At 73.6% G+C, this 23,260-nt stretch carries 24 protein-coding genes and 1 pseudogene; 8 read left to right on the top strand and 17 right to left on the bottom strand.

Translation table 11 applies throughout. The features are described from left to right. Nucleotides 1–8: 8 nt before the first annotated feature. The 3 genes from ispF to RM844_RS14860 all read right to left on the bottom strand — a co-directional run bounded on the left by ispF (nt 9) and on the right by RM844_RS14860 (nt 2,260). On the bottom strand, nt 9–530 hold the full coding sequence (ispF, locus tag RM844_RS14870; RefSeq protein ID WP_311667655.1) for a 2-C-methyl-D-erythritol 2,4-cyclodiphosphate synthase: 522 nt from the start codon (nt 528–530) through the stop codon (nt 9–11). Further along, nucleotides 520–1,281, bottom strand: a complete 762-nt coding sequence (gene ispD / locus RM844_RS14865; protein ID WP_311667654.1) for a 2-C-methyl-D-erythritol 4-phosphate cytidylyltransferase — start codon at nt 1,279–1,281, stop codon at nt 520–522. Before ispD ends, ispF begins: the two co-directional genes overlap by 11 nt. A gap of 496 nt (nt 1,282–1,777) precedes the next feature. Further along, nucleotides 1,778–2,260 (bottom strand): CarD family transcriptional regulator, encoded by a 483-nt coding sequence (locus RM844_RS14860; RefSeq protein ID WP_097233172.1) that lies wholly within the window; start codon nt 2,258–2,260, stop codon nt 1,778–1,780. Nucleotides 2,261–2,683: 423 nt separating this feature from the next. Here RM844_RS14860 and RM844_RS14855 point away from each other — a divergent pair, with 423 nt between their 5' ends. Continuing rightward, entirely contained in the window at nt 2,684–3,487 is an 804-nt protein-coding gene (locus RM844_RS14855) for a DUF461 domain-containing protein (RefSeq protein WP_311667653.1), read from the top strand. Nucleotides 3,488–3,581: 94 nt separating this feature from the next. Here RM844_RS14855 and RM844_RS14850 read toward each other — a convergent pair whose 3' ends face one another. Next, nucleotides 3,582–4,262 carry a response regulator transcription factor gene (locus tag RM844_RS14850; RefSeq protein WP_097233174.1) on the bottom strand — a complete coding sequence of 227 codons (681 nt, stop codon included), beginning with the start codon at nt 4,260–4,262 and terminating at the stop codon, nt 3,582–3,584. Further along, on the bottom strand, nt 4,259–5,578 hold the full coding sequence (locus RM844_RS14845; RefSeq protein WP_311667652.1) for a sensor histidine kinase: 1,320 nt from the start codon (nt 5,576–5,578) through the stop codon (nt 4,259–4,261). Before RM844_RS14845 ends, RM844_RS14850 begins: the two co-directional genes overlap by 4 nt. Nucleotides 5,579–5,820: 242 nt before the next feature. Here RM844_RS14845 and phoU point away from each other — a divergent pair, with 242 nt between their 5' ends. Then, nucleotides 5,821–6,495: a phosphate signaling complex protein PhoU gene (gene phoU, locus RM844_RS14840; RefSeq protein ID WP_311667651.1), complete on the top strand. Its 675-nt coding sequence runs from the start codon at nt 5,821–5,823 to the stop codon at nt 6,493–6,495. 134 nt (nt 6,496–6,629) lie between these two features. Then, on the top strand, nt 6,630–6,788 hold the full coding sequence (locus RM844_RS14835) for a hypothetical protein (RefSeq protein WP_311667650.1): 159 nt from the start codon (nt 6,630–6,632) through the stop codon (nt 6,786–6,788). Between the two features lie 129 nt (nt 6,789–6,917). Here RM844_RS14835 and RM844_RS14830 read toward each other — a convergent pair whose 3' ends face one another. The 3 genes from RM844_RS14830 to mshA all read right to left on the bottom strand — a co-directional run bounded on the left by RM844_RS14830 (nt 6,918) and on the right by mshA (nt 9,640). Beyond that, nucleotides 6,918–7,676 (bottom strand): phosphoglyceromutase, encoded by a 759-nt coding sequence (locus RM844_RS14830; protein ID WP_311667649.1) that lies wholly within the window; start codon nt 7,674–7,676, stop codon nt 6,918–6,920. 64 nt (nt 7,677–7,740) lie between these two features. Beyond that, complete coding sequence (locus RM844_RS14825) at nt 7,741–8,295, bottom strand: type III secretion system chaperone family protein (RefSeq protein ID WP_311667648.1); 555 nt, start codon at nt 8,293–8,295, stop codon at nt 7,741–7,743. After that, complete coding sequence (gene mshA, locus RM844_RS14820; RefSeq protein WP_311667647.1) at nt 8,288–9,640, bottom strand: D-inositol-3-phosphate glycosyltransferase; 1,353 nt, start codon at nt 9,638–9,640, stop codon at nt 8,288–8,290. Before mshA ends, RM844_RS14825 begins: the two co-directional genes overlap by 8 nt. 24 nt (nt 9,641–9,664) lie before the next feature. On the opposite strand from mshA, the gene RM844_RS14815 reads away from it, so the two are divergent. Further along, nucleotides 9,665–10,435 carry a class I SAM-dependent methyltransferase gene (locus tag RM844_RS14815; protein WP_311667646.1) on the top strand — a complete coding sequence of 257 codons (771 nt, stop codon included), beginning with the start codon at nt 9,665–9,667 and terminating at the stop codon, nt 10,433–10,435. Nucleotides 10,436–10,505: 70 nt separating this feature from the next. Here the strand turns inward: RM844_RS14815 and RM844_RS14810 are convergent, their stop codons facing one another. From RM844_RS14810 to mshD, 4 genes and pseudogenes are all read right to left on the bottom strand, one after another. Continuing rightward, a complete protein-coding gene (locus RM844_RS14810) occupies nt 10,506–10,958 on the bottom strand; it encodes an NUDIX hydrolase (protein ID WP_311667645.1) in 453 nt (150 codons plus the stop codon). After that, nucleotides 10,942–13,155, bottom strand: coding sequence for an RNA degradosome polyphosphate kinase (locus RM844_RS14805; protein ID WP_449657326.1), 2,214 nt, complete (start codon nt 13,153–13,155; stop codon nt 10,942–10,944). Before RM844_RS14805 ends, RM844_RS14810 begins: the two co-directional genes overlap by 17 nt. Nucleotides 13,156–13,827: 672 nt before the next feature. Continuing rightward, nucleotides 13,828–13,977: pseudogene (locus RM844_RS14800) on the bottom strand (helix-turn-helix domain-containing protein); the annotation flags it as partial. A gap of 150 nt (nt 13,978–14,127) precedes the next feature. After that, nucleotides 14,128–15,024 carry a mycothiol synthase gene (mshD, locus tag RM844_RS14795; RefSeq protein WP_311667644.1) on the bottom strand — a complete coding sequence of 299 codons (897 nt, stop codon included), beginning with the start codon at nt 15,022–15,024 and terminating at the stop codon, nt 14,128–14,130. A 134-nt stretch (nt 15,025–15,158) separates the two neighbouring features. Between mshD and RM844_RS14790 the strand changes: the two genes are divergently transcribed. Next, nucleotides 15,159–16,952, top strand: a complete 1,794-nt coding sequence (locus tag RM844_RS14790; protein WP_311667643.1) for a bifunctional metallophosphatase/5'-nucleotidase — start codon at nt 15,159–15,161, stop codon at nt 16,950–16,952. 120 nt (nt 16,953–17,072) lie between these two features. Here the strand turns inward: RM844_RS14790 and RM844_RS14785 are convergent, their stop codons facing one another. From RM844_RS14785 to RM844_RS14775, 3 genes are read right to left on the bottom strand one after another with little or no spacing between them, the layout of a single operon-like run. Next, entirely contained in the window at nt 17,073–17,510 is a 438-nt protein-coding gene (locus tag RM844_RS14785) for a hypothetical protein (RefSeq protein WP_311667642.1), read from the bottom strand. A gap of 48 nt (nt 17,511–17,558) precedes the next feature. Further along, complete coding sequence (locus RM844_RS14780) at nt 17,559–18,233, bottom strand: 4'-phosphopantetheinyl transferase family protein (protein ID WP_311667641.1); 675 nt, start codon at nt 18,231–18,233, stop codon at nt 17,559–17,561. Continuing rightward, nucleotides 18,230–19,072, bottom strand: coding sequence for a metallophosphoesterase family protein (locus RM844_RS14775; RefSeq protein WP_311667640.1), 843 nt, complete (start codon nt 19,070–19,072; stop codon nt 18,230–18,232). Before RM844_RS14775 ends, RM844_RS14780 begins: the two co-directional genes overlap by 4 nt. Before the next feature lie 86 nt (nt 19,073–19,158). Between RM844_RS14775 and soxR the strand changes: the two genes are divergently transcribed. Further along, the gene (gene soxR, locus RM844_RS14770) at nt 19,159–19,683 is read left to right on the top strand and encodes a redox-sensitive transcriptional activator SoxR (protein WP_311667639.1); all 525 of its coding nucleotides are present in this window, start codon (nt 19,159–19,161) and stop codon (nt 19,681–19,683) included. A gap of 290 nt (nt 19,684–19,973) precedes the next feature. Here soxR and RM844_RS14765 read toward each other — a convergent pair whose 3' ends face one another. Together RM844_RS14765 and RM844_RS14760 are read right to left on the bottom strand one after the other, a co-directional pair. Further along, complete coding sequence (locus RM844_RS14765; RefSeq protein WP_311667638.1) at nt 19,974–21,005, bottom strand: LacI family DNA-binding transcriptional regulator; 1,032 nt, start codon at nt 21,003–21,005, stop codon at nt 19,974–19,976. A 130-nt stretch (nt 21,006–21,135) separates the two neighbouring features. After that, the gene (locus tag RM844_RS14760; protein ID WP_311667637.1) at nt 21,136–21,894 is read right to left on the bottom strand and encodes a winged helix-turn-helix transcriptional regulator; all 759 of its coding nucleotides are present in this window, start codon (nt 21,892–21,894) and stop codon (nt 21,136–21,138) included. Between the two features lie 356 nt (nt 21,895–22,250). Here RM844_RS14760 and RM844_RS14755 point away from each other — a divergent pair, with 356 nt between their 5' ends. Beyond that, nucleotides 22,251–22,517 carry a MoaD/ThiS family protein gene (locus RM844_RS14755; RefSeq protein WP_311667636.1) on the top strand — a complete coding sequence of 89 codons (267 nt, stop codon included), beginning with the start codon at nt 22,251–22,253 and terminating at the stop codon, nt 22,515–22,517. Continuing rightward, nucleotides 22,514–23,260: hypothetical protein (locus RM844_RS14750; protein ID WP_311667635.1), on the top strand; the 747-nt coding region annotated here is incomplete at its 3' end. The genes RM844_RS14755 and RM844_RS14750, both read left to right, overlap by 4 nt.

Genomic DNA, 23,260 nt, shown 5'->3' with positions numbered 1-23,260 from the left:
CCGGGTGGTCAACCGGCGCTGGGCAGCAGCAGCGCGGTGGCCAACGCGGCCAGCCCCTCGGCACGGCCGGTCAGGCCGAGGCCGTCGGTGGTGGTGCCGGAGACCGAGACCGGTGCGCCGACCACCGCCGAGAGCACCGCCTGGGCCTCGGCCCGCCGGGTGCCGATCTTGGGCCGGACGCCGATCACCTGGATCGCCACGTTGCCCACCACGAAGCCGGCGTCCCGCACGATCCGGGTGGCCTCGGCGAGCAGCGCGACCCCGGAGGCGCCGGCCCACTCCGGCCGGTCGGTGCCGAAGTGCTGCCCGAGGTCGCCGAGCCCGGCGGCGGAGAAGAGCGCGTCACAGGCGGCGTGCGCGGCGACGTCGCCGTCGGAGTGGCCGGCGAGCCCGAAGCCGGCGTCCGGCCAGTGCAACCCGGCGCACCACAGCTCCCGGCCGGCCTCGAAGGCGTGCACGTCGGTGCCGATCCCGACCCGGGGCAGCGGCGGCCCGCCGGCGGGGGGCGCGGCGGGGTACTCAGTCGTCATCGTCGGTCCTCCGTCGCGCCAGCAGGGCCTCCGCCAGCAGCAGGTCCAGGGGTCTGGTCACCTTGAACGCCTCCTCGTGCCCGGGCACCAGCACGACCGGGACGCCCAGCAGCTCCACCAGTCCGGCGTCGTCGGTGGCCAGATCGGAGGTGCTGGCCCGGTGGGCGGCGAGCAGGGTCTCCCGGTCGAAGCCCTGCGGGGTCTGCACCGCGCGCAGCAGGGCGCGGTCCGGGGTGGCGACCACCGGCTCCGGCTCGCCGGCGACGGCCGGCGCGGCGACCGCCTTCACGGTGTCGGTGACCGGCAGCGCCGGCACCACGGCCGGGGCACCGGCCCGGACGGCCGCGGCGACCGCGTCCACGGTGGCCACCGGGACCAGCGGGCGCGCCGCGTCGTGTACCAGCACCACCGTGACGTCCGCCGGGAGCGCGGCCAGGCCGAGCCGCACCGACTCCTGTCTGGTCGCGCCCCCGGCGACCACCGACACCTCGACCGAGGGCGGCGGCGGATGCTCGGCGAGCAGCGAGCTGACCAGGGAGAGGCGCTCGGCCGGGGCGACCACCACGACCAGGCCGACGGCCCCCGAGCGGGCCATCGCCCGCACGGCGTGGACCAGCATGGGAACGCCGCCGATGGGGCGGAGCGCCTTGGGCGCGCCGGGGCCGAGCCGGAGGCCGAGCCCGGCGGCCGGGATCACCGCGGCGGCGCGGGCCGCCGGCGGCTCTTCGATGAACGCTGTGACGTCTGACATTGATGACCCGTGCAGGTTTGTTCTCGGGGCGGTGATGGGTATGGCCTGAGCGTGCCGGGCTCACACGACTGGCCCTTCCGTGACAGACCAGTCGAGCGGAGCTTCACCGGCCCGGCACATTCTCGGCACCTTCGGGCCCGGCCCGGCGATGCGGAGGGATGGCGGGGAGGAAGCTGACCGGCGGCGTGTGTGACGCTGGCTGATTGGCCTTACTGCACACACACCTTCCACACGCGACTACAGCGCCCGGTGTGGCATGGGAATACCCTCGGGCGCTGTAGCACGTTATGTCGTCACACGTTCAGGATTGCTTCGGCGGGCGCCCCGGGAGTCCGCCGCGACCGGAACGGCGAATACCGGGAAACGTACCGCGACCCGTCGGAACAAAGCCGCGTGTGCCCGCCCGTTGGGCTGGACGGTGGAATGTGTCGGGAGCCCTGGAATCCAGCGGATTCCAGCCCCGGAATCGGTGGCCGGGGCGGGACCGGGTGCGGCCTCAGGAAGCGAGCACCTCGTCCAGCAGGGACTCGGCCTTGTCCTCGTTGGTGGACTCGGCGAGAGCCAGCTCACTCACCAGGATCTGCCGGGCCTTGGCCAGCATGCGCTTCTCACCTGCGGAAAGACCGCGCTCGCGCTCGCGGCGCCACAGGTCGCGGACCACCTCGGCGACCTTGATGACGTCGCCGGAGGCCAGCTTCTCAAGATTGGCCTTGTAGCGGCGCGACCAGTTGGTCGGCTCCTCGGCGTACGGGGCGCGCAGCACCTCGAAGACCCGATCCAGGCCGTCCTGCCCAACCACGTCGCGCACACCGACGAGTTCGGCGTTTTCCGCTGGCACACGCACTTCCAGGTCGCCTTGCGCGACCTTCAGCACCAGGTAAGTCTTGTCCACGCCTTTAATCTGGCGAGTTTCAATGGCCTCGATCAGCGCGGCGCCGTGATGGGGATAGACCACGGTGTCGCCAACCTTGAACGTCATGTGACAGGTACCCCTTCCGTGGCTCTCCATCCTAACACGGCGCGACGCACCTTTGAATGACGTTTCCGCAGGTCAGACCGCATCTCGGGGGTTGACAAGGGCGCCCGCGACGTGCTTCGGACGGCCCCCGGCGGCGGGTATCCGCAGGTCGGGGCCCGGTTTGCCAAACCTAGAACTTCCACGCGAGGGCCCACGGGACGGAAGAAAGAAGTTCCCCCGAAGATGGAAAGCTGTCCGTTTTGTCATGGTTGACAGAATGCCTTCGGGTGGCGGTCCCGGAAGCCGAAGAATTGATCAACGGAAAGCCTCTTGATCGCCATTTCAGTTCACCGAACCCGGCCCGGGTGTCAGCCCGCGGGACGGGCTCGGTACCCTGAGGCGGCCGAAGTAGATCACCAGACCGTCCGAGGAGATGCCGCCGCCGTGAGCAGCAGACTTCGACGCGGCGTGGCCGCCGCGTTCTTCGCGTTCCCGCTGTTCGCCCTGACCGCCTGCGGGGCCGGGTTCGACGCCGAGACCGGCAACGTCCGGCCGGACAACGCGTCCGCCCAGGTGGACGACATCAAGGTGCAGAGCGTCAACCTGATCCTGCCGGAGGGCGGGGACCGGGCCGGGCTCAGCGCCCGGATCATCAACAACGGCACCGAGGACCAGACGCTGGAGGCCATCGGCCTGGGCGGTCCAGGACAGCAGCTGGAGCTGACCCCCGCCGAGGGCGAGACCCGGGTGACGGTGCCGGCCGGTGGCTCGGTGGCGCTGGGCGGCGCGGGCAACGCCACCGCCGTGATCGACGACGCGACCGCCGCCGACGTGCGGCTGGGCAACGCGCAGCACCTGGTCTTCCTGCTCAGCGAGGCCGGCGAGGTCGGGCTCTCGGCCCGGGTGGTGCCGGCCACCGGCGCCTACGCGTACTACGCGGACTGGGCCCCGGAGCCGGCCGAGGAGGAGATCGTCGAGGAGGCGCCGGCCGACGGCGGCACCGAGGGCGACGCCGCTGGTGAGGAGAACGCCGAGGAGCCAGGGGCGGGCACCGAGGGCGCGGAAGGCGACGGTACGGAAGGCCCGGGCACCGAGGGCGAGAACGCCGAGGATGGCCCCGCGGGCGCCGGCGAGAACGCCGAGGACGCGGAGGCTTCGGCCGGCGGGGAGACCGCGGAGGGCGACGGCACCACCCCGGAGGACACCGGGGACGACGACGCGGACACCGGCGTGTCCCCCCAGGACTGAGGTCCGCGGCGCACGACCAACGCGGTGGGGCGCGTCGCCAGTCGGCGACGCGCCCCACCGCGTTGGTGTGTCGGCCCGGACCCGGGCCGCACCCCTAGGGCTCGAACTTGTAGCCGAGCCCCCGGACCGTGACCAGGTAGCGCGGCGCGCCCGGGTCCGGCTCGATCTTGGCGCGCAGCCGCTTGACGTGCACGTCCAGGGTCTTGGTGTCGCCCACGTAGTCGGCGCCCCAGACCCGGTCGATCAGCTGCATCCGGGTGAGCACCCGGCCGGCGTTGCGCAGCAGCATCGCCAGCAGGTCGAACTCCTTCAGCGGCAGGTCGACCTTGCGGCCGGCGACGGTGACCACGTGCCGGTCCACGTCCATCCGGACCGGGCCGGCCTCCAGGGCGATCGGGCTCTCTTCCTCCGACTCCCCCCGGCGGCGCAGCACCGCGCGGATGCGCGCCACCAGCTCCCGGGAGGAGAACGGCTTGGTGACGTAGTCGTCGGCTCCTATTTCCAGGCCGACCACCTTGTCGATCTCACTGTCCTTGGCGGTCACCATGATGACCGGGACATTGGAACGGCCACGGAGCTGGCGGCAGACCTCGGTGCCGGGCAACCCGGGCAGCATGAGGTCGAGCAACACCAGATCGGCGCCGTTGCGCTCGAACTCGTCCAGCCCCTCGGGCCCGGTGGCCGCCGTGGCGACCTCGAAGCCCTCCTTGCGGAGCATGTACGACAGCGCGTCGCTGAACGACTCCTCGTCCTCGACGACGAGCACTCGGGTCACGGGAGGACCTCCCGGGCAGTTTCGTTGGTGCGGGTGGGTGGGTCGCCCGCCTGGCCGCCGACGTCGGAGTCGGGATCGGCCTGTTCTGGGAACTCGGCGGGTTCGTGCAGGGTGCCGCCGAGACCCTCGCGGTCGCGGCGGACAGCCAGATGGCGCTCACGCGCGCTGCCGGGCTCCGGCAGGCGCAGCGTGAACGTGGAGCCCTGGCCCTCGGCGCTCCAGACCAGCACCTCGCCGCCGTGTGAGGCGGCGACGTGCTTGACGATGGCCAGGCCGAGGCCGGTACCGCCGGTGGCGCGGGAACGGGCCTGGTCGACGCGGTAGAACCGCTCGAAGATCCGCTCCCGGTCGGTCTCCGGGATGCCGATGCCCTGGTCGGTGACGGCGATCTCGATCAGGTCGCCGCCGGACGCGCTCACCCGGGAGCCGGCGATGGCGACCCTGGTGTGCGGCGGGCTGTAGTTGACGGCGTTCTCGACCAGGTTGCCCAGGGCGGCGGCCAGCTGGCCGCGGTTGCCCCAGACGGAGAGGTCGGCGGTGCCGCCGGAGGCGATGGTGATGCCCTTGCCGTCGGCCTGCTGGCGGCAGCGGTCGATCGCCTCGGTGACCAGCTCGTCCACCGAGACCAGCTCGGCCTGGCTGAGCATGTCGTTGTCCTGCACCCGGGAGAGGTCGATCAGCTCCTGGATGAGGTTGGTCAGCCGGGTCGCCTCGTTCTGCATCCGGCCGGCGAAGCGGGTGACCGTCTCGGGGTCGTCCGCCGCGTCGAGCACGGCCTCGGAGAGCAGGGAGAGCGCCCCGGCCGGGGTCTTCAGCTCGTGGCTCACGTTGGCCACGAAGTCGCGCCGGACCGCCTCGATCCGGCGGGCCTCGGTGAGGTCCTCGACCAGCAGCAGCACCAGCCGGGCGCCGAGCGGCGCGGAGCGGGCGGAGACCGCCAGCAGGTCGGCGCGGCCGGGCCGGTCCCGCCGGGGGAGGTCCAGCTCCAGCTGCCGGATCTCGCCGTCCCTGCGGGTGTCCCTGGCCATCTTGAGCATCGGCTCGACGGCCAGCCGGCCGCCCCTGACCAGGCCCAGCGCGTACGCGGCCGAGCTGGCCTTGAGCACGCTGTCGCTCTCGTCCAGCACCACGGCCGACGAGCGGAGCACCGAGAGCACGGTGTCCACGCCGGGCGGCAGGCTGGGCTCGGTCTGTAGCGGCGAGCGCAGGGGACGCGTACGCTCGCGCTCGCTGAGCCGGAAGGCCAGCATGGCGACCACGCCGGTGCACACCCCGGCCACCGCCGCCACTGCGGCGACCGCCGCGTTCACGTCCATATCCTCAGGCTATGCGGCTTGGGCCCGGTGCCACAGGGGTGACCGAAGATGCTCGTCCGGACGCCCGGGAGAGTTCACCTTGGTGACAGCGATGGTTCACTTGGCGGGGCGGAAACGGCTGCTTTCCGAACAGAACTTGGGACGCGGACCGTAGGGCCTGTCGTCCGGAGCTTGGCGGGCCGGCCTGGTCCGCGTGGGTCCAGACGACAGCGCCTGAGTGTCGGGTGAGGAAGGAAACAGTCATGCGTGACGCGTATCACGAGGAACTGGATGCGATCAGCGACAGCCTGGTCGAGATGGCGCGGTTCGTCGGCTCGGCGATCGGGCGGGCGACCACCGCGATGTTGGACGCCGACCTGAAGCTCGCCGAGACGGTGATCGAGGGCGATGACAAGGTCGACGAGATGCACCGCGACCTGGAGAACGCGGCGATCGCGCTGCTGGCGCGGCAGCAGCCGGTCGCCACCGATCTGCGGATCGTGGTGACCAGCCTGCGGATGAGCGCGGACCTGGAGCGGTGCGGCGACCTGGCCCAGCACGTGGCCAAGGTGGCCCGGCTGCGGTTCCCGGACTCGGCGGTGCCGCGGGACCTGTCGGCGACCATCCTGGAGATGGGGCAGCTGGCGCAGCGGCTGATGGCCAAGGCCACGGAGGTGCTGCTCACCAAGGACGTCGAGTTGGCGATGCAGCTGGAGCAGGACGACGACGAGATGGACTCGTTGCACCGGACGCTCTTCAGCCACCTGCTGGACGACCGGTGGAACCACGGCATCGAGACGGCCGTGGACGTGACCCTGCTGGGTCGGTACTACGAGCGGTTCGCCGATCACGCGGTGTCGATCGCCCGGCGGGTGGTGTTCCTGGTGACCGGGGAGCACGCCGACGAGTTCACGCCGGAGCCCGAGGCGACCGCCTGAGGTGGGATCTGGGCACGCGCGCCCCGGGGCGCGCGTGCTTCACCTCCGCGCGCTGGTAGTGCGCGGTTGACGCTCCCTGGTGCGGTGGACATCCAATGAGAGGGGAAACACACCGTCGAGGAGGGGAATCACCCATGGCTGCCTCACCCACCCCGTCCGAGTCGGCGCCGGCCCCCGCGCCCGCCGAGGAGCGGCGCCGGCTGCCGCTGCTCGGCGCCTGCGGCTGCGGCTCCGGCTGCGGCTGCGGGTGCCAGTCCGGCTCCAACTGTCAGTGCGGCGGCAACTGCGGCTGACGAAGAGCGCCGCCCGGCGGCGGGCGCCGCCCCCGGCCGGGGGTGACGCCCGGCCGTCGGGCGGCGGTCCCGCGCCCGCCCGGAGCGGGCCCTCGGCCGGCTCCGGGCGCCTCCCGGGGACCTCCCCGGCTACTTCTTGCCCTGGTTCGCGACCGCCTGGATGGCGGACTCGGCGGCCTCCGGGTCGAGGTAACGACCGCCGGGGACGACGGGGCGGTAGTCGGCGTCCAGCTCGTAGAGCAGCGGGATGCCGGTCGGGATGTTGAGGCCGACGATCGCCTCGTCGGAGACCCCGTCCAGGTGCTTGACCAGCGCGCGCAGGCTGTTGCCGTGCGCGGTCACCAGCACCGTCCGGCCCGCGTTGAGGTCCGGCACGATGCCGTCGTACCAGTAGGGCAGCATCCGCTCGACGACGTCCTTGAGGCACTCGGTGCGCGGGCGCAGCTCGCTCGGGATGCCGGCGTAGCGCGGGTCGTCGCTCTGCGACCACTCGGCGCCGTCCGCCAGCTCCGGCGGCGGGGTGTCGTAGGAGCGGCGCCACTTCATGAACTGCTCCTCGCCGAACTCGGCGAGGGTGGCGGCCTTGTCCTTGCCCTGGAGCGCGCCGTAGTGCCGCTCGTTGAGCCGCCAGGCGCGGTGCACCGGCACCCAGGCGCGGTCGGCGGCGTCCAGCGCCAGGTTGGCGGTGCGGATGGCCCGCTTCAGCGTCGAGGTGTGCAGCACGTCGGGCAGCAGCCCGGCGTCCTTCAGCAGCTCACCGCCGCGGATCGCCTCCTTCTCGCCCTTCTCGGTGAGGTTGACGTCCACCCAACCGGTGAAGAGGTTCTTCGCGTTCCAGTCGCTCTCGCCATGGCGGAGCAGGATCAGCTTGTACGGTGCGTCGGCCATGTGGTCGAGCGTAGACGAGGCCGGTGGGGCGGTCGCCCGCCGGCCCGGTCCGTGGACGGCCGGGTCAGTCCCGCTCGCTCGGCTCGGTGGCCGAGGGCCTGGTCAGCTGGCGGAACGCGGCCAGGTTCGCGGTGGACTCGCCCCGCGCCACCCGCCAGGCGTACTCCCGGCGGATGGCGCCGGCGAAGCCCAGCTCCAGCAGGGTGTTGAAGGACCCGTCGGCGTTCTCCAGGACCACCCCGAGCAGCCGGTCGACCTCGTCGGCGGTGATCGCGGCCAGCGGCAGCCGGCCGGTCAGGTAGATGTCGCCGAGCCGGTCGACGGCGTAGGCCACCCCGTAGAGGCGGGTGTTGCGCTCCAGCAGCCAGCGGTGGACCGCCTCGTGGTTCTCGTCGGGGCGGCGCACCACGAAGGCGTTGACGGAGAGCGCGTGCCGGCCGACCACCAGCGAACAGGTGGTGGAGAGCTTGCGGGTGCCGGGCAGCGAGACCACGTAGTGGCCCGGCTCGGGGGCCTCCCAGGTGGCCTCCGCCTCCCGCAGCGCCGCCTCGATCACCCGGGCACAGCGCCGCTGGGCGGACTCGGCGGGCGGGGGCGCGGGGGTGGAAGCGTCAGCCATGGGCAGATCGTAGGCCCGACCCGGTGACGGCACAGCCGGGGACGGCCGCCCGGTAGACCTCCAGGGTGTCCCGGGCGGTGGCCGCCCAGCCGAAGCCGGCGGCGTGCCGCCGCGCCGCCGCGCCCAACCGCTCGACGAGCGCCGGCTGGTGACAGAACGGGCGCAGCGCGGCGGCGAAGTCGGCCGGGTCGTGCCCGTCCACCAGGCGGCCGGTCTCGCCCTCCCTGACGACCACCGGCAGCCCACCGACCGCGGCCGCGACCACCGGGGTGCCACAGGCCTGTGCCTCCGCCGCCACCAGGCCGAACGACTCGCTGTAGGAGGGCATCACCAGCACGCTGGCCGCCCGGTACCAGTCGGCCAGCCGCTGCTGGGCCATCGGCGGGCGGAACCAGACCAGGTCGGCGATGCCGAGCCGGACGGCCAGCTTCTGGAGCCGCTCCGGCCGGGCGAGGCCGGTGCCGCTGGGCCCGCCGACGACCGGCACCACCAGCCGCTCGCGGAGCGCGGGCTCGGCGTCCACCAGCTCGCGGACGGCGTGCAGCAGGATGTCCGGGCCCTTCAGCGGCTGGATGCGGCCGGCGAAGAGCAGCACCGCCGCGTCCGCCGGCAGGCCCAGCCGCTGCCGGGCGGCGCGCCGCCCGTCGCCGGGCCGGAAGACGTCGAGGTTGACGCCCGGGTGCACCACGGCGGTCCGCCGCGGGTCGGCGTCGTAGTGCGTGACCAGCGCCTCGGCCTCCTCGGCGGTGTTGGCGATCAGCCGGTCGGCGGCCCGGACGATCTGCGTCTCGCCGATCACCCTGGCCGCCGGCTCGGGGGTGTCGCCGGTGGCCAGCGCCGCGTTCTTGACCTTGGCCATGGTGTGCATCGCGTGCACCAGCGGCACCCCCCAGCGCTCGGCGGCCAGCCAGCCGACGTGCCCGGAGAGCCAGTAGTGGGAGTGCACCAGGTCGAAGTAGCCGGCCGCCCTGGCCGCCCAGACCTGGGTCACGCCGTGCGTGAACGCGCAGAGCTGGGCCGGCAGTTCCTCCTTGCTGAGGCCCTCGTAGGGGCCGGCGTCGATGTGCCGCACCAGGACGCCGGGGGCCAGCTCGACGCAGGGGTCGAGGCCGGCGGCGGTGGCCCGGGTGAAGATCTCCACCTCGGTGCCGAGCGCGGCCAGCTGCCTGGCCAGCTCCACGATGTAGACGTTCATGCCGCCCGCGTCCCCGGTGCCCGGCTGGTGGAGCGGCGAGGTGTGCACACTGAACATCGCTACCCGGCGGATGTGCGGCACGTACGGCTCCTCAAGCGACGGCTGGGCGGACCCCGGGTACAACCGGAGGACGGCTGCTCCTGTTCCCATTGTGCGGGGGATACGCTCCCCCGCATGACGGAGGGGTTTGTCACCCGGGGGACCACCAATCCCAACCGGCTGCGGCGGATGGACCGCTGGATCGCGGCCACCCACGGGCCGGCGCTGCGCCGCGCGGACCGGCCGCTGGCCGTGGACCTGGGCTACGGGGCCGCGCCGTGGACGGCCGTGGAGCTGCTGCGCCGGCTGCGCCGGGTGCGGCCCGACATCCGGGTGACCGGGGTGGAGATCGACCGGGCCCGGGTGGCGGCGGCCGGGCCGTGGGCGGAGCCGGGGCTGGCCTTCGTGCACGGCGGCTTCGAACTGCCGCTGCCCGGCGGGGAGCGGCCGGTGCTGGTCCGGGCGGCGAACGTGCTGCGCCAGTACGACGAGGAGCGGGTGGCCGGCGCGTGGGCGCGGCTGTGCGCCCGGTTGGCGCCGGACGGGCTGCTGGTGGAGGGCACCTGCGACGAGATCGGCCGCCGGCAGGTCTGGGTGGCGCTCGGCCCCGAGGGCCCCCGCACGGTCACCTTCGCCACCCGGCTCGGCTCCCTGGGCACCCCGTCCGAGCTGGCGGAGCGGCTGCCCAAGGCGCTGATCCACCGCAACGTGCCGGGCGAGCCGGTGCACGCCTTCCTGCGCGACTTCGACCGCGCCTGGGCGTCCGCGGCGCCGTACGCGCCGCTGGGCGCGCGCCAGCGCTGGCTGCACGCGGTGCGCGCGCTCCGGGCCGACTGGCCGCTGACCGACGGCCCCGCCCGCTGGCGTCAGGGCGAGGTGACCGTCGCCTGGTCGGCGTTGCGGTAGCGCCGCGCGCCGGGGGACTCCCTGCCGGCCGACGGTCAGGCGGGACCACCGGCGGGTGACCGGGGGCGCGTCAGCCGGCGTTCCGACGGCCGCCGGCGGTCAGGCTCGCGGTGGCCTCGTCGAGCAGGGCGACGTCCTGCGGGTGGGTCAGCGCCTCGGCGGCCGGTCCGGGGGCCAGCCACCTGACCTCGTCCACCTCGTCGTTCGGGGTGAACCGCCCGTCCAGGGCACGGGCCAGCCAGTACTCGACCCGCTTGGTGCCGCCGGGCGCCGGGTAGCGCTGGGTGCTCAGCGGCTGGCCCAGCGCGCAGCGCATCCCGGTCTCCTCCAGCACCTCACGGCGGGCCGCCGTGCTGGCCGACTCCCCGGGGTCGAGCTTGCCCTTGGGGTGCGACCAGTCGTCGTACCTGGGTCGGTGGACCAGGGCGACCTCGAAGCCGCCGTCCGCCGCCGCGCGCCACAGCACGCAGCCGGCGGCCAGGATCACCACCGGCTCTCCGGCCCGTTCAGCTTCCCGTGCCACGCCGCTTCCTCCTGGCCTCTATCAACGTCTCCTGCACCCGCCGCAACGGCTCCCCCTCGGCGTCCGTGGCGTGCCGCTCCCAGTGGCCGTCCGAGTGCAGGTGCCAGGACTCGGTCCGGTCCGAGGTGCCGGTGGCCAGCAGCCTGGTCAGGGTGGAGCGGTGTCCCGGGTCGGCGACCCGGACCAGCACCTCGATCCGCCGGTCCAGGTTGCGGTGCATCAGGTCGGCGCTGCCGAGCCACACCTCGGGGTCGCCGCCGTCGGCGAACGCGTAGAGCCGGGAGTGCTCCAGGAAGCGGCCCAGCACGCTGCGCACCCTGATGTGCTCGGAGAGCCCCGGCACCCCGGGGCGCAGCGCGCAGATGCCGCGGACCCAGACGTCGACCGGGACGCCGGCCTGCGAGGCGCGGTAGAGGGCGTCGATCACCGCCTCGTCCACGATGGAGTTGACCTTGATCCTGACCCACGCCGGCCGCCCGGCCCGGTGGTTCTCGATCTCGCGGCCGATCCGGGAGACCAGGCCCTCGCGCAGCGAGCGCGGCGCGACCAGCAGCCGGCGGTAGTTGTCCCGGCGGGAGTAGCCGGAGAGCCGGTTGAAGAGGTCGGAGAGGTCGGCGCCGACCGCCGGGTCGGCGGTGAGCAGGCCGAGGTCCTCGTAGCTCCTGGCCGTCTTGGGGTGGTAGTTGCCCGTGCCGACGTGGGCGTAGCGGCGCAGCTCCTCGCCCTCCTGGCGGACCACCAGGGAGAGCTTGCAGTGGGTCTTCAGGCCGACCAGGCCGTAGACCACGTGGCAGCCGGCCTGCTCCAGCTTGCGGGCCCACTTGATGTTGGCGCTCTCGTCGAACCTGGCCTTGATCTCGACCAGCACCAGCACCTGCTTGCCCGACTCGGCGGCGTCGATCAGCGCGTCCACGATCGGCGAGTCGCCCGAGGTGCGGTAGAGCGTCTGCTTGATCGCCAGCACGTCGGGGTCGGCCGCCGCCTGTTCCAGGAAGGCCTGGACGGAGGTGGAGAACGAGTCGTAGGGGTGGTGCAGCAGCACGTCGCGGGAGCGCAGCGCGGCGAACACGTCGGGCGGCGAGGCGGACTCCACCTCGGCGAGGTCGCGGTGGGTGCCGGCGACGAACTTGGGGTACTTCAACTCCGGCCGGTCCAGCGCGGCGATCGAGCCGAGGCCGGTCAGGTCCAGCGGGCCCGGCACCGCTATGACCTCCTCGCGGCGGATCTTCAGCTCGCGGACCAGCAGGTCGAGGACCTCGGGGTCGATGGACTCCTCGACCTCCAGCCGGACCGGCGGCCCGAAGCGGCGGCGCAGCAGCTCCTTCTCCAGCGCCTGGAGGAGGTTCTCCGCGTCGTCCTCCTCGACCTCCAGGTCCTCGTTGCGGGTGACCCGGAAGACGTGCTGGGCGAGCACCTCCATGCCGGGGAACAGCTCCTCCAGATGGGCGGCGATCACGTCCTCGACCGGCACGAAGCGCTGCGGCGAGACCTCCAGGAAGCGGGAGAGTAGCGGTGGGACCTTGACGCGGGCGAAGTGCCGGTGGCCGGTGGCCGGGTTGCGGACCACCACGGCGAGGTTGAGGGAGAGCCCGGATATGTAGGGGAACGGGTGCGCCGGGTCGACCGCCAGCGGGGTCAGGACCGGGAAGATGCGCTTGCGGAAGAGCGAGAACAGCGCGGTCTGCTCGTGCTCGGCGAGATCCGGCCAGCGCAGCAGGTGGATGCCCTGCTCGGCGAGGAGCGGGTTGACCACCTGCTGGTAGCAGGTGGCCTGGCGGGCCAGCAGCTCCCTGGCCAGGCTCCAGATGTCCTCCAGCACCTCGCGGGGCGGCCGGCCGGTGAGCGAGCGGATCGCCACGCCGGTGGCGATCCGGCGCTTGAGGCCGGCGACCCGGACCATGAAGAACTCGTCGAGGTTGCTGGCGAAGATGGACAGGAAGTTGGCCCGCTCCAGCAGCGGGGTGTTCTCGTCCTCGGCCAGTTCGAGGACGCGTTCGTTGAACGCCAGCCAGCTGCGCTCGCGGTCGAGGAAACGGTCCTGCGGAAGCGGGGCCAGCCCGTCCTCCTCGTGGGCGACCTCCTGCGCGGCGTCCCGCCCGGCCTGCTCGGCGTCCAGCACCGCCGGGGACTCCCCGTCGGCCAGCTCGCCCAACTCGCCGAGCTGCGGCACCTCGGGCAGCTCGCTCCGGCTGCCCAACGCGGCCGGCTCGGCCCGACGGTCGGACGGGTCGGACGGGTCAGCCGGGGCGGACCGGGCGAACGGATCGGACGGGTCAGCCGGGGCGGGCTGGTCGGACGGCTCGGACCGGGCGGCGGCACGGCGCTCGGCGTGGCCACGCGCCATCCGGGCCCGGCCGGCCGCGCGGGCCCGCTCCGCCTGCGCCGCGTGCTCGGCCTCGGCCGTCAGCTCCGTCGGCCGCTGGCGGGCGGCGGCCTTCCGCGGCTTCGCCGCCTTCGCCTGCTCCGGTTTCTCGGGCTTCGCCGGCTTCTCGGGCTTCGTTGACTTCGCCGGCTGCGCTGACTTCGCCGGCGGCTCGGCCGTCGCCGCCCGGGGCGCCTTCCGGGACTTGGCCGGCTGCCCCGTCCGCGCCGGCTGCTCGGAGCGGTCCGCCGGCCGGGAACGCGGGGCGCGGGACCGCCCGCGCGCCGTCGGCCGCTCCGGCGCCGCCGGCTCCGGCGACTCGCGCGGCAGCGGGTCCTGGGACCGGGGGCTCGCCGCGCCGGCCGCCGGCTCGTCGTCCACGGCGGTGCGCCCGGGCTGCGCTGGTGAGGTCATATCGCCATTCTCCCGCCATCCGGGCGAACGAGACATGACGCCCAGGTTACCGGTGGAAGCACGGGCGGGTACGCCGGTCAGCTCCTCGCGGTAGTGGTCGGCCCAGCGCTTGACCGTGCGGGGCGAGACGCCGTACTCGGCCGCCGCCCGGCGCATCGACCAGCCGTTCCGCAGCACGGCGCGCGCCAGGCTCCGCCGGTCCGCCTCCGGGAGGTTCCCCTCGCGTTTACCACCAACGCTCATGTTTTGGACAGTACCCCGCCCGCCGTCCACCCCCCACCTACCAGCCAGAACGGATCGCGCCGACAGCCGCGCGCCGGGACGGGCGCGCCCGAGCGCGCGCCGGCGCTCAAGGCGCCGCGCGCGACCGTCCGCCTGGTCGGGCCGGGGCCGTCAGGTCTCGGTGCGGTACATCAGGTCGGTCTCGTGGGTGGCGAAGCCGAGCGACTCGTAGACCCGGACGGCGGCCGCGTTGTCCGCGTCCACGTAGAGCATCGCGGTGGGCAGCCCCCGGTCCACGGCCAGGTGGCGCAGCCCGATGGTGGTCAGTGCCCGGCCCAGGCCGAGCCCCTGGGCCTCGGGGGCCACACCGAGCACATAGACCTCGCCCAGACCCTCGGCGGCGTGCACCTTGGTCCAGTGGAAGCCCAGCAACGTGGCGTCCCGCTCGGCGAGGAAGAAGCCCGCCGGGTCGAACCAGGGCTCGGCGCGCCGCGCGTCCAGGTCCCGCTGGGTGAGCGAGCCCTGCTCCGGGTGGTGCGCGAAGGCCGCCGCGTTGAGCGCCAGCCAGGCCGCGTCGTCCCGGCCCGGCTCGAAGGCGCGCACCGTCACCCCGGCGGGCAACTCCGGGTCGGGCAGGTCGAGATCGGTCAACGGGCGGCGCAGCTGGCGGAGTTCACGGAACTCGGTGAGCCCGAGACGGCGCGCGAGCCGGCGCGCGGGCGGATGCGCGCCGTGCGCCCACAGCCGGAGCCGGTGTCCTGACTCGGCCAACAGGGCCCGGCCCAGCACCATGCCCAGCCGGCGGCCCCGGTGCGCCGGATCGACCAGCAGCTCGGCGGACGGCGGCTCCACCGCGTCGGTACCGTCCAACTGGGCGTAGCCCAACAGGCGTTCGCCGTCACGCAGCAGCAGGTGGCGGACTCCGGCCCGGGGACCGCCGCGGAGCAGCAGCCGGCCCTGCTCGGAGACCGCGGGCTGCCCGTCCTCCCGGGCCGCCGCCTCGATCAGCCCCTCCACCAGGGCCAGTTCCTTCCCGGACACCTCGTCTAGCACCACGACCTCAGTCATGCCAGCGACTCTATGCCTCGGGGCGCGGTTTTCCTTTCACTTCCTTGTTACACGCGGGCCGCTGACGCGCTACGCGCGTAACAGCTAGGGTGCGGCTGATCCCGCCCCCCACTCGCCGAGAGGGACGCCGAGTTATGCATCTACGTCACAGACACCGACTGGCCGCCAGCGGGCTGGTGCTGGCCGCCGCCGGGGCGCTGGCGCTGGCCCCACCCGCCGCCCAGGCCGCCCCCGACGAGCACGGCGGCCAACCGGGCCACGGGCACGGGCGGACCGTGGACCTCCAGGTACTGGCCCTCAACGACCTGCACGGCGCCCTGGAGCCGCCCACCGGCTCGAACGGTGAGCTGCTGCACGAGCACGAGGACGGCAGCACCGAGGTGATCGAGGCCGGTGGCGTCGAGTACCTGGCCGGCGCGCTCGCCGAGGCGCGGGAGGGCGAACGGCGCTCGGTCACCGTCGCGGCCGGCGACCTGGTGGGCGCCACCCCGCTGTTGTCGGGGCTGTTCCACGACGAGCCCACCATCGAGGCGCTCAACGAGCTGGGCATGGACGTGGCCGGCGTCGGCAACCACGAGTTCGACGAGGGCTACGCCGAGTTGGTCCGGCTCCAGGAGGGCGGCTGCCACCCGGAGGACGGCTGCTACGTCGAGGGCCGCGAGTTCGCCGGCGCCGACTTCCCCTACCTCGCTGCCAACGTGGTGGACGAGGACACCGGGCGGCCGATCCTGGCGCCCTACACGGTGCAGAACCTGCGGGGCGTCAAGGTCGGCTTCATCGGCGTGACGCTGGAGGGCACCGCCGACATCGTCACCCAGGAGGGCATCGAGGGCCTGGAGTTCCTGGACGAGGTGGAGACGATCAACCACTACACCGAGGTGCTGGAGCGGCGCGGGGTGAACGCCGTGATCGCGCTGGTCCACGAGGGCGGCTACCCGGCCAGCGAGGCGTACAACCACGACTGCGACGCGGCCGGCGGCGGCCTCTCCGGCCCCATCGTGGAGATCGCCGAGCGGACCCACGCCGGCGTCGACGCGCTGATCACCGGCCACACCCACGAGCCGTACGTGTGCACCGTGCCCGACCCCGACGGCAACGACCGGCTGGTGACCTCGGCGGCCTCCAACGGGCGGCTGTTCACCGAGCTTTCGATGTCCTACGACCGGCGGGCCCAGGACATCGTTCGGACCTCGGTGACCGGCAGCAACGTGGTGGTGGACCGGGACCGGGAGCCGGCCACCGAGCTGACCGAACTGCTCGACTTCTGGCGCGAGTTGGCCGCCCCGGTGGCCAACGCGCCGATCGGCTGGATCAGCGGCGACATCCCGGGCCGGGACGCCGGCACCCACGAGTTCCCGGCCGGCGACCTGATCGCCGACGCCCAGCTGGCCCACGCCCGTGCGCTGGACGAGTCGGCCGACCTGGCGCTGATGAACGCGGGCGGAGTACGCGCCGACCTGACCTACGCGGCCTCGGGCGACGAGGGCGACGGCGTGGTCACCTACGGCGAGGGCTTCACCGTGCAGCCGTTCTCCAACACCGTGAACCTGCTCGACTACACCGGCGAGCAGCTGCTCGCGGTGCTGACCGAACAGGTCACCGGCGAGAACGAGGCGACGCCGAAGATCCTCCAGCCGTCCGACGGCTTCTCCTACACGCTGGACCTGACCGCGACGGGGGCCGACCGGATCGTCGCGGACTCGGTGACGGTCAACGGCGAGCCGCTGGACCTCTCGGCCACCTACCGGGTCGCGGTCAACTCCTTCCTGGCCGGCGGCGGGGACGGCTTCCCCACCCTCGGCGAGGGCGCCAACCCGGTGGTCGGCAACGACGACATGGCGGTGCTCGCCGACTACCTGACCGCCAACTCCTCGGCGGACGCCCCGCTCGACCCGCCGACCGCGGACCGGATCACCGTCATCGAGTGACCCCGCGCCGCACGCAGGACCACGGCCGCGCCGTCCGGGCACCCCGCCCGGGCGGCGCGGCCGTTCCGCTGTCCGGCCGGCGACACCACCCCGCACAACGGGGCTCGGCGCCCGGCGGGGTCAGTGGCCGGCGGTCTCGTCCAGCATCGGGGTGTAGGTCTGCTGCTCGCCGGAGACCCAGGTGACCCGCAGGTCGTCGCCCTGGAGCAGCACGTGGGCGCTGCGCTGGCTGAAGGTCTCGCCGCCGTTGTGCTCGCAACTGGACAGCTGGATCAGGCCCTTGTCGATGGTGCCCTCACAGGTGTCACCCTCGCCGGTCTGGCTCTGGGTGTAGTAGACCAGCCCGGCGTTGATGGTGAGGATCGCGGCGGTCTCCCCCTCGCCGGCCAGCCAGATCCCCTCCAACTCGCCGTGCAGCGCCGGCCGCACCGGCTCGCCCGAGGCGTCCGCGCCGGCGCCCGGGCCCGCCTCCGACCCGCAGGCGGTCAGCGCCGCCAGCGCCGTCGCGGTCAGCGTGGCCCAGGCCAGGCCGCGTCTCCGATTCCGATTCGCTCGCATTTGGACTCCCCCGATCGGCAACCCATCGGAGGCAGGCTAGCGAGGTAATCAATCGGGCAAACCAGGAAAGAGTGAAATCGCGGTGACGACCAGCCCCCGGTCGGCCAACCAACGGCCGTCGAAGCTCTGGATCTTGACCCCGTCGACCACCGGCCCCGGCACCAGCAGCTCGGCGTGGAAGGTGCCGCGCTCCGGGTCGATGGTCAGCCTGGCCTCCTCGAAGTCCAGCCACTTGGCCATCAGCGGGTACCACACCTTGTAGACGCTCTCCTTGGCGCTGAAGAGCAGCCGCTCCCAGGCGACCGAGGGGTGGCTGGCGGCCAGCCCGGCGAGCATCGCCCGCTCCTCGGGCAGGGCGATCATCTTCAACACCCCGGCGTCCCGCAGTGGTTCGTTCGGCTCGGCGTCTATCCCGACGCCGGTCACCTCGCCCACCCGGCCGACCACGGCGGCCCGGTAGCCGCGGCAGTGCGTCATGCTGCCGAGGAAGCCAGCGGGCCAGCCGGGGGCGCCCCGTTCGCCGGGCAGCAGCGGCACCCGTGGCCCGCCCAGCTCGGCGAGGGCCCGCCGGGCGCAGTGCCGGACGGTGGTGAACTCCCGGCGGCGGACGTCCACCGCGCGGGCGATCACCGCCTCCTCCTCGGGGAAGAGCGGCGGCGGCTCGGCCGGGTCGCCGAACGACTCGACCGCGGCGAGCGGCGCGGGCAGCAGCTCATCGATCATCGCGCCGCCACCACCCCGGGCAGGATCGGGACCAGCCGGCCCGGCGTCGCGGCGCGCGGCTTCCACTCCCTCGGGTAGCCCAACGAGACCTCCTGGTGCGGGACACCCTCGTGCCAGATGAGCCGGGGGATGTGCAGGTGGCCGTAGACCACGCAGGCCGCGCGGTACCTGGTCGGCCAGTCGGCGGTGCGCTCGGTGCCGCACCAGAGCGCGAACTCCGGGTAGCGCAGCACCCGCGTCGGCTCCCGGACCAGCGGGTAGTGGTTGACCAGCACGGTGGGCAGCCCGGGCGGCAGCTCGGCGGCGAGCCGCGCCTCGGTGCGCGCCAGCCGGTCCCGGCACCAGGTCTCGGAGTCCGGGTGCGGGGACGGCGTGATCATGTACTCGTCGGTGCAGATCACCCCGGCCGCCTCGGCGACCGCCATGGCCTGCGCCTTGGTGTGCGTGCCGGCCGGCCGGAAGCTGTAGTCGTAGTGCACGAAGAGCGGCACGATGACGGCGGGCCCGCCCTCGCCCTCCCAGACCGGGTACGGGTCCTCCGGGGTGACCACGCCCAACCGCCGGCAGAACGCGACCAGGTGCTGGTAGCGGGCCTCCCCGGTCAGCTGGACCGGGTCCTCCTTGGGCGTCCACAGCTCGTGGTTGCCCGGCACCCAGATCACCTTGGCGAACCGCTCGCTGAGCAGCCGCAGCGCCCACTCGATGTCCGACATCACCTCGCCGATGTCGCCGGCCACCAGCAGCCAGTCGTCATCCGCCTCGGGCCGCAGCCGCTCCACGATGTCCCGGTTCTCCGAGTACCGAACGTGGAGGTCACTGATGGCAACCAGTCGCCCCATCCGCAACTCCCCTCCTCCAGCGCGCCATTGACCTACGCTACCCGATCGCCCCGGGGCGCCCGCGACGTCCGGATTACCATGGGGCCATGGCCACCGAGACGGGCGGCGCCCCGCGGATCACCAGGGAACTCACCATCGGCCAACTCGCGGAACGCAGCGGGGTGGCGACCTCGGCGCTGCGCTTCTACGAGGAGCGCGGACTGATCAGCAGCCGCCGCACCACCGGCAACCAGCGCCGCTACCACCGCGAGACGCTGCGCCGGGTGGCGTTCATCCGGGTCTCGCAGAACGTCGGCATCCCGCTGGACGCGATCCGTGCGGCGCTCGGCCGGCTGCCGGAGGGTCGCACCCCGACGCCGGCCGACTGGGCCGAGGTGTCGGCCTCCTGGCGGGCCGATCTGGACGCCCGCATCGGCCAGTTGGTGCGGCTGCGCGACGATCTCACCGAGTGCATCGGCTGCGGCTGCCTCTCCCTGGAGAGCTGCATGCTGGCCAACCCGTACGACGTCTGCGCCCGGGAGGGCGCCGGCCCGCGCCGGCTGCTCCAGACCGACCTGCCGGGCCGCCCGCCCCGCCGTGGCGGCGGCGACGCGGCCGAGCGCTGCTGCTGACCGGACGGCGACGGGGCGCCGCCGCTGGCGCCAGCCCGGGGCGGGGGTAGCCCGGAGCCGGCCAGCGCCGGTTGGGCCAGCTCGGGTTGAGTCAGCTCGGGGCGGGCCAACTCCAACCGGAACAGCGCGGCGGGTCGGATCAGCTCGAGGTGGGCCAGCACGGGCCAGGTCAACTCAGGCCGCGCCACCTCGGATCAGGTCGACTCAGGCCAGGCCAGCACGGGTCGGGCCGCACGGGTCCGATCAGTTCAGACCACCAGGCCAGCGCGGTTGCGTCAGCGCGGAGCGGATCAGCTCGGTGTCGGGCAGCCGCAGGAGGCGCGCAGCCGCAGCGTCACCGGGAACTGCCGGATCCGGTCCGACGCCGGGCCGGAGCCGGACGCCGGCTCACCGATCGCCAGATCGACCGCCGCCCGCGCCATGGCCTCCCGGTCGGAGCCGACGGTGGTCAGCGGCGGGTCGGTGAGCGCCGCCTCCTTCACGTCGTCGAAGCCGGCGACCGCCAACTCCCCCGGCACGTCGATGCGCAGCTCCCGGGCGGCGCGCAGCACGCCGATCGCCTGGTCGTCGGTGGCGCAGACCAGGGCCGGCGGCCGGCCGGGGCCGGCCAGCAGCTCCAGCGCGATGCGGTAGGCGTCGTAGCGGTTGTAGGGGGCCTTGAAGAGCCGGCCCTCGGTGTCGAGGCCCGCCCGCTCCATCGCCTGCCGCCAGCCGATCACGTGGTCGGTGACCGGGTCGCCCAGCTCCGGCGTGGAGTCCACCCCGCCGAGACAGGCGACGTACGGGTAGCCGTGGTCCAGCAGGTGGCGGGTGAGCCGCTCGGCGCCGCCGATGTCGTCCAGCACCACGGACACGTCGTCGATCGCCTCCGGCCGGCGGTGCAGCAGCACCACCCGGGCGTCCCAGGCGTCGATCTCGGTCGCCGCGTGCTCGCTGGGGCCCTGACTGATCAGGATCAGGCCCGACACCCGCATCCCCAGGAAGGCCCGCAGGTAGTGGACCTCGCGCTCGTCCAGGTAGTCCGAGTTCCCCACCAGGACCATCTTCCCGCGCTCGGCGGCGGCCTGCTCGACGGCGTGCGCCATCTCGGCGAAGAACGGCTGCCGGGCGTCGGGCACGATCAGCCCGATCAGGTCGGTGCGTTGGGAGGCCATCGCCTGGGCGACCCGGTCGGGGCGGTACCCCAACTCCTTGATCGCGGCGAGGACGCGCTCGCGGGTGGCCGCGGCCACCGGGCGCGGGCCGTTGTTGATGACATAACTGACCACGGCGGTGGACGTCCCCGCCAGTCGTGCGACATCGTCCCTCGTCACCTTGGCCACGGGAGGAGTCTACGCGCGCAACCGCCCCTTGGGATACGAATGTCGCATACCAAGGGGCGGTTGCCCGGAGTTACTCCCAGGTATCGGCCGTTTCACGGACCGTGGCGCCGCCGGCGGGCCGGCGGCGGCCTCAACGGCGGCGCGCGGCGGCCTCCTTGACGACCTTCTCGGCCTCCCGGGTGATCGCCCTGGCCTGCTCCTGCTCGGCGTTCTTCTCCTTCTCCGGCACCACGAAGCGGTAACCGACGTTGCGCACCGTGCCGATCAGCGACTCGTGCTCCGGGCCGAGCTTGGCCCGCAGCCGCCGGACGTGCACGTCCACCGTGCGGGTGCCGCCGAAGTAGTCGTAGCCCCAGACCTCCTGGAGCAGCTGCGCCCTGGTGAAGACCCGACCCGGGTGCTGCGCCAGGTACTTGAGCAGCTCGAACTCCTTGAAGGTGAGGTCGAGGACCCGGCCGCGCAGCTTGGCGCTGTAGGTGGCCTCGTCGACCGAGAGGTCGCCGTTGCGGATCTCCATCGGGCTGTCGTCGGCCGTCAGCTGCTGCCGGCCGGTGGCCAGCCGCAGCCGGGCCTCGACCTCGGCCGGCCCCGCGGTGTCCAGCACCACGTCGTCCACGCCCCAGTCGGCGGTGACGGCGGCCAGCCCGCCCTCGGTGACGATCAGCAGCAGCGGGCAGCCGGGGCCGGTCGAGCGGAGCAGCTGGCAGAGGGAGCGGACCTGCGGCAGGTCCTTGCGGCCGTCGATGAGGATCACGTCGGAGCTGGGGGCGTCCACCAGCGCGGGGCCCTCGGCGGGGGCCACCCGGACGTTGTGCAGGAGCAGTTCGAGCGCCGGAAGTACCTGGGAGGACGGCTGCAGCGCGTTGGTAAGCAGTAGCAGGGAACTCATCTCGGGGGCGTTCCTTCCTCAGTCCTGGCACGTGGACGGTCGAGCGGCACTGCCCAGAAAGCGCGAAAGGACCCGTTATGGCGTCGCTGCCCGGGTCCTGCTCGTTCAGCAGCATAGCCGAAACAAAACGGGCTGCGCAGGGGCGTGAGTCACACTGTTCGCCCGCTGGCTTCCTCCCGGTTTCCCCCACGTTTCGCCGCTGTTACGACCTGCCCGCGGGGCGGTTTCCCGGCGTCGGGCGGGCCCCCGGGGTGGGTCAGGGCGTGCCGGGCGGGCGGCTGCGCCATCATGGGGCGGCACCACAAACCCTCCGCCGGGACACGGCTCCGGCGGGCGGCAGGCGGAGAGCGGAGACGATGGCGAGCGGCACGATCCGGTACTGGGCGGCGGCCAAGGCGGCGGCCGGCACGGCGGAGGAACCATACGAGGCGGCCACCCTGGCCGAGGCGCTGGCGGCGGCCGGGCGCCGGCACGCCGACCGCGCCGAGTTCGGCCGGGTGCTGGCCCGCTGCGCCTTCCTGGTGGACGGCGGGCAGGTCGGCGCGCGCGACCACACCACGGTGCCGCTGACCGAGGGCGGCACCGTCGAGGTGCTCCCGCCGTTCGCGGGGGGCGCCGCGTGAGCCGGCCCGAGGCCGGGGCCGGTCGGGTGAGTCCCGAGGCGCACGGCGGCCGGCCGGCGGGCCGGGCCAGGCACCGGGCGCGCTCGCCGATCATCGACCCCGGCTGGCAGCCGGCACTGCTGACCGCCGCGCTCTGCGGGCTGCTGGCGGCCACCGCCCCGGTGGGGCAGCTCGCCGCGCTGCCCGCCGTGGTGCTGCTCCAGGCGGTGACGGCGGCCGGCTGGTTCCGGCTGAACGGGATGTGGCCGGCCCGGCAGGGCATCCTGCTGGCCTTCGTCGGCGGGCTGGCGGCGGACGCGGCCGTGCTGGTGGTGGACGAGGGGAACGCGCCGGGCGCGCTGCTCGGCGTGCTCGGGGTGTGGTTCCTGCTGGTGGTGGTCCTCCAGCTGCGGCACCGGGGCAGCGGCGACGAGCGGCTCGACTCGTTGACCGCGACCTCGGCCTCGACGCTGCTGACGGTGCTGGCCGGCGCGCTGCTGGCCGCCGTCGAGGTGTCCGGCGCCGCGGTGGCGGTGGGCGCCGGCGCGGTGGCGGCCGCCACCCTGCTGCGGGCGCTGCCGGGGCCGGCGGCGCTGACCGCGCCGCTGGGGCTGGCCGCCGCCTGCGGGGTGGGCGCGCTCGCCAGCGGCCAGGACATCGGCACCCCGGCGCTGGCGCTGGCCGCGGCGGCCGGCGCGTGCGCGCTGGTGGGAGTGCGGGTCGCCTCCTACGACTTCCCCTCCCGGTTCGTGCACTTCACCGCC

The sequence above is a fragment of the Streptomyces chisholmiae genome (assembly GCF_031845445.1).
GTDB lineage: Bacteria > Actinomycetota > Actinomycetes > Streptomycetales > Streptomycetaceae > Streptomyces > Streptomyces chisholmiae.
Note: the sequence above shows the minus strand (reverse complement) of the source record. Positions and strands in the feature narration are given on the sequence as shown.

What these genes read in the sequence shown, in the direction of transcription:
- ispF (WP_311667655.1), bottom strand. Translation starts at nt 530, where the DNA reads ATGACGACTGAGTACCCCGCCGCGCCCCCCGCCGGCGGGCCGCCGCTG.
- ispD (WP_311667654.1), bottom strand. Translation starts at nt 1,281, where the DNA reads ATGTCAGACGTCACAGCGTTCATCGAAGAGCCGCCGGCGGCCCGCGCC.
- RM844_RS14860 (WP_097233172.1), bottom strand. Translation starts at nt 2,260, where the DNA reads ATGACGTTCAAGGTTGGCGACACCGTGGTCTATCCCCATCACGGCGCC.
- RM844_RS14845 (WP_311667652.1), bottom strand. Translation starts at nt 5,578, where the DNA reads ATGGACGTGAACGCGGCGGTCGCCGCAGTGGCGGCGGTGGCCGGGGTG.
- phoU (WP_311667651.1), top strand. Translation starts at nt 5,821, where the DNA reads ATGCGTGACGCGTATCACGAGGAACTGGATGCGATCAGCGACAGCCTG.
- RM844_RS14835 (WP_311667650.1), top strand. Translation starts at nt 6,630, where the DNA reads ATGGCTGCCTCACCCACCCCGTCCGAGTCGGCGCCGGCCCCCGCGCCC.
- RM844_RS14830 (WP_311667649.1), bottom strand. Translation starts at nt 7,676, where the DNA reads ATGGCCGACGCACCGTACAAGCTGATCCTGCTCCGCCATGGCGAGAGC.
- RM844_RS14825 (WP_311667648.1), bottom strand. Translation starts at nt 8,295, where the DNA reads ATGGCTGACGCTTCCACCCCCGCGCCCCCGCCCGCCGAGTCCGCCCAG.
- mshA (WP_311667647.1), bottom strand. Translation starts at nt 9,640, where the DNA reads ATGGGAACAGGAGCAGCCGTCCTCCGGTTGTACCCGGGGTCCGCCCAG.
- RM844_RS14815 (WP_311667646.1), top strand. Translation starts at nt 9,665, where the DNA reads ATGACGGAGGGGTTTGTCACCCGGGGGACCACCAATCCCAACCGGCTG.
- mshD (WP_311667644.1), bottom strand. Translation starts at nt 15,024, where the DNA reads ATGACTGAGGTCGTGGTGCTAGACGAGGTGTCCGGGAAGGAACTGGCC.
- RM844_RS14790 (WP_311667643.1), top strand. Translation starts at nt 15,159, where the DNA reads ATGCATCTACGTCACAGACACCGACTGGCCGCCAGCGGGCTGGTGCTG.
- RM844_RS14785 (WP_311667642.1), bottom strand. Translation starts at nt 17,510, where the DNA reads ATGCGAGCGAATCGGAATCGGAGACGCGGCCTGGCCTGGGCCACGCTG.
- RM844_RS14780 (WP_311667641.1), bottom strand. Translation starts at nt 18,233, where the DNA reads ATGATCGATGAGCTGCTGCCCGCGCCGCTCGCCGCGGTCGAGTCGTTC.
- RM844_RS14775 (WP_311667640.1), bottom strand. Translation starts at nt 19,072, where the DNA reads ATGGGGCGACTGGTTGCCATCAGTGACCTCCACGTTCGGTACTCGGAG.
- soxR (WP_311667639.1), top strand. Translation starts at nt 19,159, where the DNA reads ATGGCCACCGAGACGGGCGGCGCCCCGCGGATCACCAGGGAACTCACC.
- RM844_RS14760 (WP_311667637.1), bottom strand. Translation starts at nt 21,894, where the DNA reads ATGAGTTCCCTGCTACTGCTTACCAACGCGCTGCAGCCGTCCTCCCAG.
- RM844_RS14755 (WP_311667636.1), top strand. Translation starts at nt 22,251, where the DNA reads ATGGCGAGCGGCACGATCCGGTACTGGGCGGCGGCCAAGGCGGCGGCC.